The 14568-nt window shown below is 74.3% G+C and carries 12 protein-coding genes and 1 pseudogene; 7 read left to right on the forward strand and 6 right to left on the reverse strand.

Annotated elements, in window-relative coordinates:
• Positions 1–31 precede the first annotated feature (31 nt).
• Together ACIRPK_RS00800 and ACIRPK_RS00805 are read left to right on the forward strand one after the other, a co-directional pair.
• The gene (locus ACIRPK_RS00800; protein WP_403030974.1) at positions 32–886 is read left to right on the forward strand and encodes an LLM class flavin-dependent oxidoreductase; all 855 of its coding nucleotides are present in this window, start codon (positions 32–34) and stop codon (positions 884–886) included.
• Positions 883–1314, forward strand: coding sequence for a nucleoside deaminase (locus ACIRPK_RS00805; protein ID WP_403030976.1), 432 nt, complete (start codon positions 883–885; stop codon positions 1312–1314). The genes ACIRPK_RS00800 and ACIRPK_RS00805 overlap by 4 nt, the downstream gene beginning before the upstream one ends.
• A gap of 18 nt (positions 1315–1332) precedes the next feature.
• Here the strand turns inward: ACIRPK_RS00805 and nadE are convergent, their stop codons facing one another.
• A complete protein-coding gene (gene nadE, locus ACIRPK_RS00810) occupies positions 1333–2163 on the reverse strand; it encodes an ammonia-dependent NAD(+) synthetase (RefSeq protein ID WP_403030979.1) in 831 nt (276 codons plus the stop codon).
• A gap of 176 nt (positions 2164–2339) precedes the next feature.
• On the opposite strand from nadE, the gene ACIRPK_RS00815 reads away from it, so the two are divergent.
• Positions 2340–2729, forward strand: a complete 390-nt coding sequence (locus ACIRPK_RS00815) for a hypothetical protein (RefSeq protein ID WP_403030981.1) — start codon at positions 2340–2342, stop codon at positions 2727–2729.
• A gap of 22 nt (positions 2730–2751) precedes the next feature.
• Here the strand turns inward: ACIRPK_RS00815 and ACIRPK_RS00820 are convergent, their stop codons facing one another.
• On the reverse strand, positions 2752–3615 hold the full coding sequence (locus ACIRPK_RS00820; RefSeq protein ID WP_403030984.1) for an isocitrate lyase/phosphoenolpyruvate mutase family protein: 864 nt from the start codon (positions 3613–3615) through the stop codon (positions 2752–2754).
• 65 nt (positions 3616–3680) lie between these two features.
• On the opposite strand from ACIRPK_RS00820, the pseudogene ACIRPK_RS00825 reads away from it, so the two are divergent.
• Positions 3681–4346 (forward strand): annotated as a pseudogene (locus ACIRPK_RS00825) (ArsR/SmtB family transcription factor); the annotation flags it as partial.
• A 130-nt stretch (positions 4347–4476) separates the two neighbouring features.
• On the opposite strand, the gene ACIRPK_RS00830 reads toward ACIRPK_RS00825, so the two are convergent.
• From ACIRPK_RS00830 to ACIRPK_RS00840, 3 genes are all read right to left on the reverse strand, one after another.
• Positions 4477–5268 carry an arylamine N-acetyltransferase gene (locus ACIRPK_RS00830; protein WP_403030987.1) on the reverse strand — a complete coding sequence of 264 codons (792 nt, stop codon included), beginning with the start codon at positions 5266–5268 and terminating at the stop codon, positions 4477–4479.
• A gap of 95 nt (positions 5269–5363) precedes the next feature.
• Positions 5364–7421, reverse strand: a complete 2058-nt coding sequence (locus ACIRPK_RS00835) for a phosphocholine-specific phospholipase C (RefSeq protein ID WP_403030990.1) — start codon at positions 7419–7421, stop codon at positions 5364–5366.
• Between the two features lie 144 nt (positions 7422–7565).
• Complete coding sequence (locus tag ACIRPK_RS00840) at positions 7566–8018, reverse strand: type II toxin-antitoxin system PemK/MazF family toxin (RefSeq protein WP_403030993.1); 453 nt, start codon at positions 8016–8018, stop codon at positions 7566–7568.
• A 259-nt stretch (positions 8019–8277) separates the two neighbouring features.
• Here ACIRPK_RS00840 and ACIRPK_RS00845 point away from each other — a divergent pair, with 259 nt between their 5' ends.
• On the forward strand, positions 8278–9075 hold the full coding sequence (locus ACIRPK_RS00845; protein ID WP_403030995.1) for a GNAT family N-acetyltransferase: 798 nt from the start codon (positions 8278–8280) through the stop codon (positions 9073–9075).
• Between the two features lie 52 nt (positions 9076–9127).
• Positions 9128–9349 (forward strand): translation initiation factor IF-1, encoded by a 222-nt coding sequence (gene infA / locus ACIRPK_RS00850; RefSeq protein ID WP_403030998.1) that lies wholly within the window; start codon positions 9128–9130, stop codon positions 9347–9349.
• Positions 9350–9528: 179 nt separating this feature from the next.
• Here infA and ACIRPK_RS00855 read toward each other — a convergent pair whose 3' ends face one another.
• The gene (locus ACIRPK_RS00855) at positions 9529–10521 is read right to left on the reverse strand and encodes a helix-turn-helix transcriptional regulator (RefSeq protein WP_403031001.1); all 993 of its coding nucleotides are present in this window, start codon (positions 10519–10521) and stop codon (positions 9529–9531) included.
• Positions 10522–10670: 149 nt separating this feature from the next.
• On the opposite strand from ACIRPK_RS00855, the gene ACIRPK_RS00860 reads away from it, so the two are divergent.
• Positions 10671–14444 (forward strand): S8 family serine peptidase, encoded by a 3774-nt coding sequence (locus ACIRPK_RS00860; RefSeq protein WP_403031004.1) that lies wholly within the window; start codon positions 10671–10673, stop codon positions 14442–14444.
• The last annotated feature ends 124 nt before the right edge of the window (positions 14445–14568 follow it).

Below are 14568 nucleotides of genomic sequence, written 5' to 3' on the forward strand. Positions count from 1 at the left end.
CCTCCGCCCCGTGCTGGCTAGGCTCGGCGCTGTGAAGATCGGCGTGAACGTCCCCAATTTCGGCCCGGGCACCGACCCGGGCATGCTGCGCGACTGGGCCCGTACGGTGGAGGGCCTGGGCTTCGACCTGCTGATGGTGTCGGACCACGTCGCCGTCACCCCCGACGTCGCCGAGCGCTACCCGGCCCCCTTCTACGAGCCGTTCACCACGCTCTCCTGGCTGGCCGGCCTCACCACCCGGATCCGGCTCGGCACCACGGTGCTCATCGCGCCGTACCGGCACCCGCTGCTCACCGCCCGGATGGCGGCCAACCTGGACGCGTTCAGCGACGGGCGGCTGGTGCTCGGGGTGGGAGTGGGCTGGGCCCGGCAGGAGTTCGCCGCGCTGGGTGTCCCGTTCGAGCGGCGCGGCCGCCTGACGGACGATCACCTGCGGGAGCTCCGGGCCGCCTGGGCCGACACCGCCGCCTACGGGGAGCGGCGGATCCCGCTCTGGGTCGGCGGCAACAGCGACGCGGGGCTGCGCCGGGCCGTCCGGTTCGGGGACGCCTGGCACCCGCTCCGCTGCACCCTGCCATGGCTGAGCGAGGCGGCCGTCCGGCTGCGGACGACGGCGGCGGCGGAGCACCGGCCGGTGCCCGGCTTCGCGCCCCGGATCGCGCTGCGGCTGACCCCTGCACCCGTCACCGGGCCGGAGCGGCTCGCGGGCGAGGGCACCGTCGAGCAGGTCATGGCCGACCTCGACCGGCTGCGCCTGCTCGGCGCCGAGACCGTCGTCCTGGACCCCTATCCCGGCGATCCGGACGCGACCTGCCACCCGCAGCCGGCCTGGCAGGCCCTGGCCACGGTGGCCACACACACCTCTGAGGACCGGAGCTCCCAATGACCACCACTCCCGACGACCACACCCTGCTCCGCCGGGCCATCGCCCTCGCGGCCGAGGCACGCGAGGGCGATGACCCACCGTTCGGGTCGCTGCTGGCGGGCCCGGACGGCACGGTGCTGGCCGAGGCGCGCAACACCACCCGCACCGACCGCGACATCACCGCCCACCCGGAGCTCAAACTGGCCCGGTGGGCCGCGCGCGAGCTGGACCCGGCCACGGCGGCGGAGACCACGATGTACACCAGCTGCGAGCCGTGCGGGATGTGCGGGGCCGTCATCCAGCAGGCCGGACTACGGCGGGTGGTGTTCGCCCTGTCCGGCGCCCAGCTCCTCGACATCAGGCCCGGCAGCGGCCGCCCGCCCGTCCCGCAGGACGGCCCCGCGCTGCTGGACGAGGTCCGGGCCGTGGTCGAGGGCTACTACCGCTGACCGGGCCGCGAGCCCGGCTCAGGGGGCGATCGGCAGCTGACGCTTGTGCTCGGTGAGGCGGTACCGCCGGACGATGATCCCGGCGGCCGCCTCGCCGACCGGCCTGCCCTCCAGGAAGTCGTCGATGTCGTCGTACGTCACGCCGAGCGCCTCCTCGTCCGGGCGCCCCGGGTTCAGGGTCTCCAGGTCGGCGGTCGGGACCTTCCGGACCAGCGTGGCCGGCGCGCCGAGCACGTCCGCCACGGCCCGCACCCGACGCTTGGTCAGACCGGTGAGCGGCACCACGTCGGCCGCGCCGTCGCCGAACTTGGTGAAGAAGCCGGAGACCGCCTCGGCGGCGTGGTCGGTGCCGACCACCAGGCCGTCCCGGGCACCCGCCACCACGTACTGCGCCACCATCCGCTGCCGGGCCTTGATGTTGCCGTGCACGAAGTCCTGGTGGTGCGCGTCCCGGAACACCACGCCGCCGGCCAGCGCGGCGTCCAGCGCGGCGTCGCAGGCCGGCTTCACGTCGACGGTGAGGGCCTGGTCGGGCCGGATGAACTCCAGCGCCAGCTGCGCGTCCTGCTCGTCGGCCTGGGCGCCGTACGGCAGCCGCATCGCGTAGAAGGTCGCCTCCTGGCCTGCCGCGCGGACCCGCTCGACCGCCAGCTGGCACAGCCGGCCCGCCGTGGTGGAGTCGACGCCGCCGCTGATGCCCAGCACCAGCGACCGCAGCCCGGAGGAGGTCAACTGCCCGGCCAGGAAGGCCACCCGGCGCTCGATCTCCTGCTGCGCGTCGAAGGACTCGCTCACCTGGAGATCCCGGGCGATCTCCTGCTGCAGGGAAGTGGACGCCAGGTCGGTCACGGTTGCTCCTCGGTCGGGCCCGCACGGGCGGGGTCGGCACGCGCCGCCGGGCCGGGGCCCCACGCGTGCACAGGGGGGACGGAAGCACTCTAGAGGAAGCCCGCACCGGGCCCGACGACGCCACCTCCCCGGGGAAGTCGGTTGCCCGGGCCCGGCGGGGTCCGTACGGTCGAGCCATGCCGACCGACCTCCCCACCCCCGCCCCCGTCCCGGCCGCCCCGCTGCGCGAGCGACTGCGAGCCGCGCTCCCGGCAGCGATGAAGGGCCGCGACAAGGTGGCGACCAGCGCGCTCCGGTCGGCCCTCGCCGCGATCGAGAACGCCGAGGCGGTCGACGTCCCGGCCGGCGCGAGCAGGCCGTCGTCGGCGATCGAGTGGATCGCGGTCGGCCCGGGCACCGCCGAGGCCGATCGCCGGGTGCTGACGGAGGCTCGGATCGAGCAGATCGTCCGGGCCGAGATCGCCGACCGCGAGGCCGCCGCCACCGGGTACGACCGCACCGGCCCGGCCGAACGGGCCGCGCTGCTGCGCGCCGAGGCCGCCGTACTGTCGGCGCAGGTCGGCTAGCCGCGCCTCGTCCGGGGGGACGTCAGGCGAGCTCGGCCAGTCCGGCCACCCGGTCGTACGAGGGGATCTCGCCCCGGACCGGGCGGCCGGACCGGACGTCCTCCAGTGCCCCGAGGGCCGCGCCCAGCGCCGCCCGGTACAGCAGCGACCCCAGGCTGACCCGGCTGACGCCCAGTTCGACGAGCTGCGGCAGGGTCGGGCCGGTCGGCGAGTGGAGCACGTTCAGCGGGACGTCGAGCCGCGCCAGCACCGCCGCGATCTCCGCCGGGTCGGTCAGCCCCGGCACGAACACACCGTCCGCACCGGCCTGTTGGTAGGCGTCCAGCCGGAGTGCGGTCTCGGCCTGCCGCCCGCCCAGCCAGTGGGTGTCGGTCCTGGCGTTGACGAACAGCTCCGGCACCGCGGCCTTCACCGCCGCGATCTTGGCCGTGTGCAGGCCGACGGGGGCGAGCGTGCCGTCCGCCCGGCCGTCCTCCAGGTTGAGGCCCACCGCTCCGGCGGCGGCCAGCTCCCGGGCCAGCTCCGCCACCTGCTCCGGGTCCTCGCTGAAGCCGCCCTCGACGTCCACCGACAGCAGGAACGCCCCACCGCCCAGCCGACGGGTCAGCAGCAGCGTCTCGTCCCGGGTCGCCCCGGTGCCGTCCGGGAGCCCGCTCGCCGCCGCCACCCCGAGGCTGGTGGTGCCGATGGCGGGGAAGCCCCGCGCGGCGAACAGCGCCGCCGAGGCGTGGTCCCAGGCGTTCGGCAGCAGCAGCGGTGCCCCCGCCCGGTGCAGCGCGGCGAACGCGCCCGGCGGCTCGACCACCCGGTCCGGGGCCGGCAGGCCGGCGGCCGGCGCGGCCCGGACGTCGGTGTACCGGTCGAAGTGGTGCTCGGTGCTGTTCATGGCTCGCAGGCTAGGCCCGGGACACTTCGGCCGCCGCCGAACCGTGCCCGGGGCATGATGGGGCCATGTCCCTCGCCGAGACCGCCGCCCTGCTCGCGGACCGCACCCGGGCCGCCTTCTGCCTCGCCCTGTTCGACGGGCGGGCCTGGACCGCCGGGGAGCTGGCCCGGCACGTGGGGGTCTCCGCCTCGACCACGAGCGAGCAGCTGTCCCGCCTGATCGCCGGCGGCCTGCTGGTCGAGGAGCGCCAGGGCCGGCACCGGTACGTCCGGCTGTCCGGCCCGGCGGCCGCCCAACTGATCGAGAACCTGGCCGCCTTCACCCCCGACGCCGCCGTGCCGACCACCCTGGGCGAGTCCACCCGGCGCGGCGCCGAGGCCCGGGCCCGTACCTGCTACGACCACCTCGCCGGGCAGCTCGGCGTGCGGGTCGCGGCCGCCGCCCTGGCCCGGGGTCTGGTCACCGAGGAGGCCGGGCTCGCGCTGACCGACCCGGGCCGCCGCTGGTTCGCCGAGCTGGGCGTCGACCTCTCGGCCCCGCGCGGCTCCCGCCCGCTGCTGCGCACCTGCCTGGACTGGACCGAGCGCCGCCACCACCTGGCGGGTGCGGCCGGCGCCGCCCTCTGCACCAGCGCCCTGGACCGCCGCTGGGTCGAACGGATCGGCTCCGGCCGCGCGTTGACGGTCACGCCGGCCGGCCGGACGGCCTTCCGGGACTCGCTCGGCCTCGACCTGACGGCCGACTGGTGCCGTCCCCGGGACCAGGGCCGGTCGTCGAACTCCCGCCTGCCCCACGACGCCCGGCACGCACTCTCGCCGCAGGGCCGCCCTCCGGGCGACGACGGGAGTTCGACGACAGACCCTAGGGCAGGCGGTCCAGCGTGATGCCGAAGTGCGTCCGGTACGCGGCCGGCGTGCCGGCCTCGCCGAGCTCCTGCTCGGTCCGCGAGCCGTCGGCGGCGGTCCGGATCAGGCGGGTGCCGCTGATCGTGATCCGGCCGTCCGCCGTCAGCCGTGAGCAGGTGGCCGCCCGTCGGAAGTGCGAGTCCGGCCAGGTGGCCTGCCACCAGCAGGTCGGCGCGAAGTCGGCCAGTTCGTAGGCTCGTTGGTCCAGCCGGTACTGCGGGTCGCCGTCCTGCCGCACGTCGAGCTCGTCACCGTGCGGCACCAGCGTGAACACCCCGCCGGGGTCGGCCTGCTCGCCACGCTCGTCCCACCGCAGCGGCAGCTCGCTGAACCGGCCGAAGCCCACGTCCACCAGCCAGGCCTCGCCGTCCGCCACCACCCGCAGCGCCAGGTGGTCGAACGGCGGACCGAGCCGCTCCTTGCCGAACACCCGGGCCGCCAGCAGGGTGACCCGGAAGCCGAGAGCTCGCAGCAACTCCGCGAAGGCGCCGTTGAGTTCGTAGCAGAACCCGCCCCGCCGCCGCCCGACGATCTTCTCCACCAGCGCCCCGGGCTCCAGCACGATCGGCTCCCCCAGCCGCACACTGAGGTTCTCGAACGGGACGGCACCCAGGTGCGCCCGCTGGAGCGCGGCCAACGCCTCCCGGTCCGGGCGTTCCGGTCGCGGCAGGCCGATCCGGGCCAGGTAGCCCGCCACCTGCTCGTCGGTCAGGGCACTGGGTGCTGAGACATGATCCACACCGGCCATTCCACCCGAATCCGCCCCGCCGGGCAAGAACCGGTCGGGCGGACCGCGCCCGCCGTCCCGGGGAAGCGGGACGGCGGGCGGGCGAAGGGGCCGGGTCAGGCGGTGATGATGCCCGGGTCGGAGAGGCCGGGGGCACCGGTCTCGACGTGCCCGGCCAGTCGGCGGACGAAGTCGGCCGTGCCGGCGGCGGTCACCGTGACGTCGTACCAGTTGCGGCAGCCGCTCAGGTTCACCGGGACGGCGACGGTGGCGCCCTTGCGGACCGTGAAGGTCTGCGGGGCGCCGCCGTAGGCGTTGGTGACGGTGAGCCGGGCGTCGGCGGTGGCGGCGTTGGTGAGGGTCAGGTCGAGATTGCCGGTGGCCGCGTTGTGCCGGGCCGTCACCTCGGGGCCCGCCGTCCTGCCGGGGTTGCGGAACCGGCGGAGGAAGCCGTTCGGGCCGTGCACCGTCAGGTCGGTGACGCCCCCGGAGTACTGGGTGTTCCAGGTGTCGGCGATCGACTTGCCCGCCTCGGTGGTGTAACTCCACGGCGCGTCGGTCCGGTTGGCCGAGGTGACGTAGAAGTTGGCGCCGGCCGCCGCCCCGCCGCTGAAGGTCAGCCGGTACTTGCCGCCGCTGGTGTCCGCCGAACCGTCCACGTACGGCGCGTACTTGAGCGGTCGGGTCGGCCTGCTGCCCGGCTCCTGCCTCGGCATCGTGCCGACCGCCGGGGCCGGGGCCTTGAAGTCGGGGTGCCGGTCACGGTCGGGCGGGTAGTACCCGGCGGTGGAGGGCAGCGCGACCGGGGCGGCCGAGGTGCGGGTGAAGTCGAAGGCCGCCGTCAGGTCACCGCAGACCGCCCGCCGCCACGGCGAGATGTTCGGCTCGGTCACCCCGAAGCGCCGCTCGATGAACCGGATCACCGAGGTGTGGTCGAAGGTCTCCGAGCAGCTGTACCCACCGGTGCTCCAGGGCGACACGACCAGCATCGGCACCCGGGGCCCGAGCCCGTACGGACCGGCCAGGTAGCCGGTCTTGCCGCCGAAGTAGTCCAGCGCGGTGGAGACGGTGGACAGGCCCTGGCTGCTGCCGGACGGCGCGTACGGCGGCACCACGTGGTCGAAGAAGCCGTCGTTCTCGTCGTAGGTGATGAACAGCGCGGTCTTCGCCCAGACGTCCGGGTCGGAGGTCAGCGCGTCCAGCACCTGCGCGATGTACCAGGCGCCGTAGTTGGAAGGCCAGTTGGCGTGCTCGGAGAACGCCTCGGGCGCCGCTATCCAGGACACCTTGGGCAGTCGTCCGCCCTGCACGTCCGCGCGCAGCCGGTCGAAGTACCCCTCGCCCGCCTTGGCGTCCGTGCCCGTCCGGGCCTTGTCGAACAGCGGGTTGCCCGGCTGGGCGTTGCGGTAACTGTTGAAGTACAGCAGCGAGTTGTCGCCGTAGTTGCCCCGGTAGGCGTCGTTGATCCAGCCCCAGGAGCCGGCCGCGTTCAGACCGTCGCCGATGTCCTGGTAGATCTTCCAGGAGACCCCGGCCGCCTCCAGCCGCTCCGGGTAGGTGGTCCAGCCGTACCCGGCCTCGGCGTTGTCGAGCACCGGGCCGCCGCCCTTGCCGTCGTTCCCGGTGTGGCCCGACCAGAGGTAGTAGCGGTTCGGGTCGGTCGAGCCGATGAACGAGCAGTGGTACGCGTCGCAGACCGTGAAGGAGTCGGCCAGCGCGTAGTGGAACGGGATGTCGTCCCGGGTCAGGTACGCCATCGTGGTGGCGGTCTTCGCGGGCACCCACTGGTCGTACTTGCCCTTGTTGAACGCCTGTTGGCCGCCCGCCCAGTCGTGGTTCAGGCCCTGCAGGAACTCCATGCCGAGGTCGTCGCCCGGGGGCCGGAACGGCAGGGTGACCTTGCCGCCGCTCGCCTGGTTCCAGACCGACTTGCCGCTCGGCAGGGTGACCGGGCGGGGGTCGCCGAAGCCGCGGACGCCCTTCATCGCACCGAAGTAGTGGTCGAAGGAGCGGTTCTCCTGCATCAGCACGACGATGTGCTCGACGTCCTGGATGGTGCCGGTGCTGCCCTGGGCCGGGATGGCGGCGGCCCGGGCGATGCTCTCGGAGAGCAGGGTGAGCGCGGACGCGCCACCCGCCAGCTGGAGGAAACGGCGACGGTTGAGTTCAGCCATGGGTGAGTTGACCTCTGCGGGTGAAGGGCGGGCAGTGGGCGACCCCAGGGAAGCGTGTGCGGGGTACGTCCCGGCGGACTTGTCATGTCTGCCCGCAGTACACCGGCCGAACGCCTCACCTCGCGCCCGGCACCCGCCCCGCCGTCAACTCCAGCGGTAGCGGCGGCGCAACGCGTCGACCACCAGGTCGAACCTGGCCCGGTCGAGCGCGCACGCCTCCCGGCGCATGCCCCGGTCGTGCACCCGCATCACCCGGTCCAACGCCACCCAGGAGTCGCGCCCCGAGCGGTCCCAGGGGCCCGCGCCGATCGGCACCCAGTCCGCGTCCCGGTCGTGCCCCTTGCTGGAGAGCATCACCGCGAGCAGCGTGCCGCCCGGCTCCCGGGCCACCACCAGCACCGGACGGTCCTTGCCCCGGCCGTCCCGCTCCTCGTAGGGCACCCAGGTCCAGACGATCTCGCCGGGATCGGGGTCGCCGTCGTGGTCCGGGGCGTACTCGGTGCGCACCCGGCCCACCTGGTGGGCCTCGACCTCCACGGTCGCGGAGGCGCCGGAGCGGCCCGGGGTCTGCTGGTCCTGCTCGGTCAACTCGGCCATACCGGCAGGCTAGTGAGCCAGGACCGAGCGGATCAAGCCGTGCGGGTCACCCGATCGGGGCCGACCGCACGGCGAAAACGGATTGGGCACGGCGGCGGGCAGCTGATAGCGTCCGGGCAGCCGAGAAGCCGCAGCCAGGAGGTGAGACCCGTGTTCGCAGTGACCCATGGGTGCTCCCCCATTTCTTCGCGGTTGGGCGACTGACGCAGGTGTCGCCGGGAGTGCCTGAGCACACAGCACTCCCGAGAGGCAGACAGCCATGAACACCACACACCCCTCCCCCGGCCCGACCGGGCACCCCGTGACGGTCCTCCAGGTCGACGAACACCAGTGGCACGCCGTGCAGGACGACCGGGTGGTCGGCCGGGGCGACGCCTGGCGCCGGCCCGACGGGCGCACCTTCGTCAGCGTCGACGCCTGGGACGGCCCGGTCTTCGACCGGCTCGCCGAGACCCTGGCGGACCGGCTGCCGACCCCGCTGTACACCCTGGCCGACCAGGACGACCCCGACTCGCAGGCCGCTTGGCAGCGGGTCGGCTTCACCACCCACCGCCGCGAGTGGCAGTACACCGTGCCCACCGACCCGGACGTCACGGGGCTCGACGCCCTGCGGCCGCCGCCGGGCGTGACCGTCCTGCCGGCCGGTCGGGCGGCGGCGGACCCGCTGCGGGCGCTGGACCGCGCGATCCGCGCCGAGGTCGGGAGCACCGTCGGATGGCAGTCGATGCCCGCCGAGGTCATCCCGCTCCCGGGCGGGGTCACCGTGCCGGATCCGTCGAAGTACGCGGTGGCCGTGCAGGACGGCCGGTACGTGGGCATGCTCCGGCTGGCACCGGTGCCCCGGCAGCCCCGGATCGGCCTGCTCGCCGTCCTGGCCGACCGGCAGCGGCAGGGCGTCGCGCGGGCCCTGCTGGCCGACACGCTGGGCACCCTGCACCGCGCCGGGGTCGCCGCGGCGACCGCTGAGGTCAGCGAGGCCAACCAGGCCGCCCGGCAGCTCTTCGAGCGGATCGGCGCCCGCCTGACCAGCACCAACCTGGAACTCGTCCGCCGCTGACGACACAGCAGTTCAGTACACATCCGAACGAAGTCGAAGTCGAGGAGAACACATGCCGAGAGTTTCCAAGGGGATCGAGATCGACGGCACCGTCGTCGAGTGCCTGCGCAACGCCACCTTCAAGGTGGAGCTCCAGAACGGGCACCACGTGCTCGCCCACATCAGTGGGAAGATCCGCCGGCACCACATCAAGATCCTGCCGTACGACAAGGTGCTGGTGGAGCTCAGCGCCTACGACCTGACCCGGGGCCGGATCATGTTCCGCCACCGCTAGGGCCGGTCCGACGGTTCCCGCCGGGGCCGGCCCGCCCGGCACGCCCGCTCGCCCCACGGCCGGGACGTCCAAGTAGCTCCGCTACCAGGGCGTCCCGGCCGCACGCCCGCACCGAACGACCCGGCCTGATCCGACGCGGATCGTCGGACCGGCCCTAGGGACCACGGCCCACCGCCGGGTCAGTCCGCGACCCAGCCCCGGCGGTGGGCCTGCCAGCCGAGCTGGATCCGGGTGTCGGCGCGGGCCAGCGCCATCAGCCGGCTGATCCGGCGCTGGACGGTGCGCAGGCCCAGGCCGAGCTGTTTCGCCACGGCTTGGTCGGTCGCCCCGATCAGCAGCAACGACAGGACGCGGCGGTCGAGTTCGTCCGGGCCGCCGCCGGGGGCGGACTCGACCAGCAGGGCACCGTTCTGGTCCCGGCCGAGCGGGTGGGCCCACTCCCAGGTCTGCTCGAACAGCGTCACCATCAGCTGGACCAGGGCGGGGGCCCGCACCGAGAGCACCACCGGCTCGGCGCCGTCCCTGGCCTCGGAGAGCGGCACCAGGGCCCGGGCCCGGTCGGCCACGATCAGCTTGCCGGGCACCCGGTCCACCACCCGGACCTGCTGGTCCCGGTCCAGCGCCTCGAACAGCGCCGTCACCGACTCCGGGGTGTCCAGGGCCGGCCGCTCCAGCACCACCCGGTAGGCGACGCCCCGGGTGACCGCGTCCGTCTCGGCCCCGGTGGCGTCCGCTCCGACCACCTGGTGCCGGCCGGTCACCAGGGCCAGCAGCTCGGTGGTGGCGCCGAGTTGGAGCTGGGCCACCCGGTGGCCGACCGCCGCGTGGCCGGTCACCACCTCGACCAGGTCCCGGTGGCTCTGGTCGGCGGCGGCCACCCGGTACGCCTCGGCCAGCGAGGCGGCGGACAGCTCCGCCTCGCGCAGCGCGTGCCGCTGGCCGGTGAGCAGCGCCTCCAGCGCCACCGACGGCGGCGCGGCCGCGTACCGGGCCGAGCCGTCCGCCTCCGGGGCGATCAGCCCCCGGGTCTGCAGCAGCACCAGCGCCAACTCCGCCTCGGTCACCCCGGTGCCGCACCGGACCGCCAACTCCTCGGCGGTGGCCGGGCCGTGCACCACCAGTCGGCTGTAGAGCCGCTCGGCCCGCTCGTCCAGCCCTATCGCGGCCAGCATCGACCTGCCCCTCCCCATGACCCGGCGTCAGCCGGCACTTCTTGGCGGGTACCTGCCCAGGCGGTGATCCGCCAGGCACATCATGACCGGTCAGAGCCGCTTTCTGCCAGGCTCACCGGCCATATCCCCCGACTCCCCGAGGAGTGTCCATGGCATTGCCGACCCGCGCCCGCCGGGCGCTGGCAGTTGCGGTCGCCGGTCTGCTCGGTGGCACCGCGCTGACCGCTCCACCGGCCGCCGCCGCGACCGGCTCCGGCCTCACCGGCGCGAGCGCACCGGCCACCCGGCACACCGTCACCCTCATCACCGGCGAGAAGGTCGACCTGACCACCGACGCGGCCGGCCGCTCCCGGGTCTCGCTCCAGCCCGACGAACAGGGCCGGATACCCGTCCACTTCACCCGCCAGGTCAACGGCGACCAGTACGTGTTCCCGCAGCGGGCCGCCGCCGCGCTGGCGGCCGGCTCGGTCGACAAGGCGCTGTTCAACATCAGCGCCCTGGTCCGCCAGGGCTACGACGACCAGGGCACCAAGACGCTGCCGGTGATCGCGGTCTACCGCGACCAGCAGACCGCCGACGGCAGCGCCCCGACCCGCAGCCGGTCCACCGGGGTGAAGTCGCTGAAGGCCGTGCACGGCGTCGCGTACCGCGCCGACAAGGGCGCGGCGAACGGGACCTGGGACAGTCTGGTGGGCCCCGACGGCAAGGGCCGGGACGGGCTGGCCAAGCTCTGGCTGGACCAGAAGGTCAAGGCCAGCCTGGAGTCCGAGACGAAGCAGATCGGCGCCCACGCCGCCTGGGCGCTCGGCCTCGGCGGTCAGGGCGTCAAGGTCGCGGTGCTGGACACCGGCATCGACGCCGACCACCCCGACCTGGCCGGACAGGTGCTGGACACCCGGAACTTCACCGCCGAGACACCCGACACCGACGTGCACGACGCGGTCGGCCACGGCACCTTCGTCGCCTCCGAGATCGCCGGCACCGGCGCCGCGAGCAAGGGCGCCCAGCGCGGTGTGGCCACCGGGGCGAAGCTGCTGGTCGGCAAGGTGCTGGACGACTCCGGCTCCGGCACCGACTCCCAGATCATCGCGGGCATGCAGTGGGCCGTCGACTCCGGCGCCGACGTCGCCTCGATGTCGCTCGGGAGCTCCGAACCCACCGACTGCACCGACCCGATGTCGGTGGCCGCGCAGAGCCTGGCGAAGAGCTCGAAGACCCTGTTCGTGGTCGCGGCGGGCAACCTCGGCCAGTACCAGTCGGTCTCCTCGCCCGGCTGCGCGCCGGACGTGCTGACCGTCGGCGCCGTCGACTCGGCCGACCGCACCGCCTCGTTCTCCAGCCGGGGTTCGGTCACCGGCGTGCACACCCTCAAGCCCGAGATCGCCGCCCCCGGCGTGGACGTCACCGCAGCCGCCGCCGGCGGCCGGGGCGTGTACGCCTACACCGCGATGTCCGGCACCTCGATGGCCACCCCGCTGGTGGCCGGGGCCGCCGCGCTGCTCAAGCAGCGCCACCCCGACTGGACGGCCGACCGGCTCAAGGCCGCGCTGGTCTCCTCCGCCGACCCGACCCTCGCGGGCGACGTGCAGCAGATCGGCGGCGGCCGGCTGCGGGTCGGCCAGGCCGTCCGGCAGACCGTGCTCGGCTCCCCCGCCGTCGGTTTCGGGCAGTTCGCCTGGCCGCAGGTGAAGTCCGACACCCGCACCGTCCAACTGCCCTACACCAACACCGGCGGCGCGCCGGTGAAGCTGCGGCTGACCGTGCAGCGCACCGACGGTGACGACGACTCGGCGATCGGCTCGAAGATCGTCCGGCTCGGCCGGGACAGCGTGACCGTCCCGGCGGGCGCCACCGTGCAGGTGCCGCTCACCCTGGACCCGACCGCCCGGCTGACGGGTGGTCAGTACGGCGACGTCACCGGCCGGGTGCTGGCCACCGACGAGGCCGGACACACCGTCTCCACCCCGTTCAACGCGTACGTCGAGCCCGAGACGCTGGCCGTCCGGGTGAAGCTGACCGACCGGGACGGCCGGCCGGCCACCGCCGACACCGGGACCTCGGTCGACCTGATCGACATCAGCCAGTCCACCGGGCAGCGGGTCGCCCCCGACGCCAACGGCGAGCTCACCCTGCGGCTGCGCCCCGGCGTCTTCTCGCTCACCGGCTTCGTGGTCACCCCCGACCACCGGGACGCCACCGGCGAGGCGGCCCCGCGCTCGGTGACCGCGGTGGCGATGCCCGAGTTCAAGCTGACCAAGGACACCGTGCTCACCCTGGACGCCCGCAAGGCGGACCGGGTCGAGGTCCGTGGCGACCGCGCGCTGCGCACCCTGGACGCCACCCTCGAACTCTCCCGCTGGTGGGGCGAGAAGTGGGTGGACGCGATCGGCGCCCGGATCGGCAACGCCCCGGTCGAGCTGTACAGCTGGGGCTCCGGCAAGGCGAGCACCGGCGGCTTCGAGGCCGGCAGCTATCTGCGGATGGGCGCCGCCCCGGTGGTGTTCACCGGCGCCGGGGTGACCCTGGAGCCGACCTACCTGCCGTACGCCGCCGAGGCCCGCCTGCCCGGCACCGGCTCGGCGAAGCTGGTGGCCGCCCGCAGCGCCTCCGCCGCCGACCTCGCGGCGGCCGGCGCCACCGGACGGCTGGTGCTGGTGCCGGACGACGGCACCGACGCCAACGAGGTGAGCGCCACCGCACAGGCGGCCGGCGCCGTCGCGGTGCTGACGTACCGTCCGACCCCGGGCTCGTTCCGGAAGAACGACATCAGCATGCACGCCCCGGTCTTCCAGATCACCGCCGACCAGGCCGCCGCGCTGACCGCCCGGCTCGGTGAAGGCAAGGGCGGGGTGACCCTGGCCTGGACCTCCACCCCCGACAGCCCGTACGTCTACAACCTGGCCTTCCACGACGCCCAGCAGGTCCGGGCCGGCCAGCAGCACACCGTCCGCGACCGCGATCTCGCCACCGTCACCGAGACCTGGCACTCGCTCGGCGCGGCGACCCACATGTTCGAGTACGCCGACGCGGTGCGGCCGTGGAACCCGTACGCGCAGATCCCGGCCTTCCAGGGCCTGGTCGCCGCGCCGCTGACCAGGACCGCGTACTACACCGCCGACGACGGGCAGTGGGCCCACGCGGTGCAGAGCAGCTGGCCGTTCGCCGAGTACCTCACCGACGTCAACCGCTCCTACCGCAAGGGCGAGAGCCGCAGCGAGGAGTGGTACCGGGGCGTGCTGCGCCCGACCGGCGGCACCGGCACCGACGGGTCCGCCCGGCTGGTCGGCGAGCGGCAGGCGGACCGGATCGGGGTGGACTTCTCCCGCTCGCTGTGGAGCGACGCCGACCCGGACCACACCGGCACCATGTCGAGCTTCGGCGACGGTGCGGGCGTCGAGCTGCTGGCCGACGGCACGTCGCTCGGCGAGTCCTGGTTCGGCCCGTTCAACGTCTGGGACCTGCCCGCCGGTGACGCCCGGTACCTGCTGAGGCTCACCCAGCAGCGGTTCTACCACCAGGACGTCTGGCAGCGCTCCAGCGCGGTGCGGACCGAGTTCTCGTTCCGCTCGCACGGGGACCCGGCGGTCTCCTCGCAGGCGCTGCCGCTGCTGTTCCCGTCCTACGACCTCGCGGTGGACGCGGACAACACGGTGGCCGCCGGCCGGCTGCGGATCGGCCTCGCCGCCACCGGCCAGGCGGGGTTCACCCCCGGCGCGCTCAAGTCCGCCGCTCTGTCGTACTCCTACGACGGCGGCACCACCTGGACGCCCGGCACCCTGACCCGCAGTCACGGGCAGTGGACCGCCACCGTCGACCACACCGGCGCGGCGGCCGGCACCAAGGTCGCCCTCCAGGTCACCCTGACGGCGGCCGACGAGGTGTCGGTCACCCAGACCGTCGCCGACGCGTACGCGGTGCGCTGAGCCCGACCGGCCCCGGGGCGGCACCACCGCCCCGGGGCCTCAGGGCCTGTCGGACGACTCGCGTCGGATCAGGCCGGGTCGTTCCGGCCGTGCGGCGAGCGTGCGTGCCGGGCGAGCCGGCCCC

Source organism: Kitasatospora sp. NPDC101801, from assembly GCF_044766665.1.
Lineage (GTDB): Bacteria > Actinomycetota > Actinomycetes > Streptomycetales > Streptomycetaceae > Kitasatospora.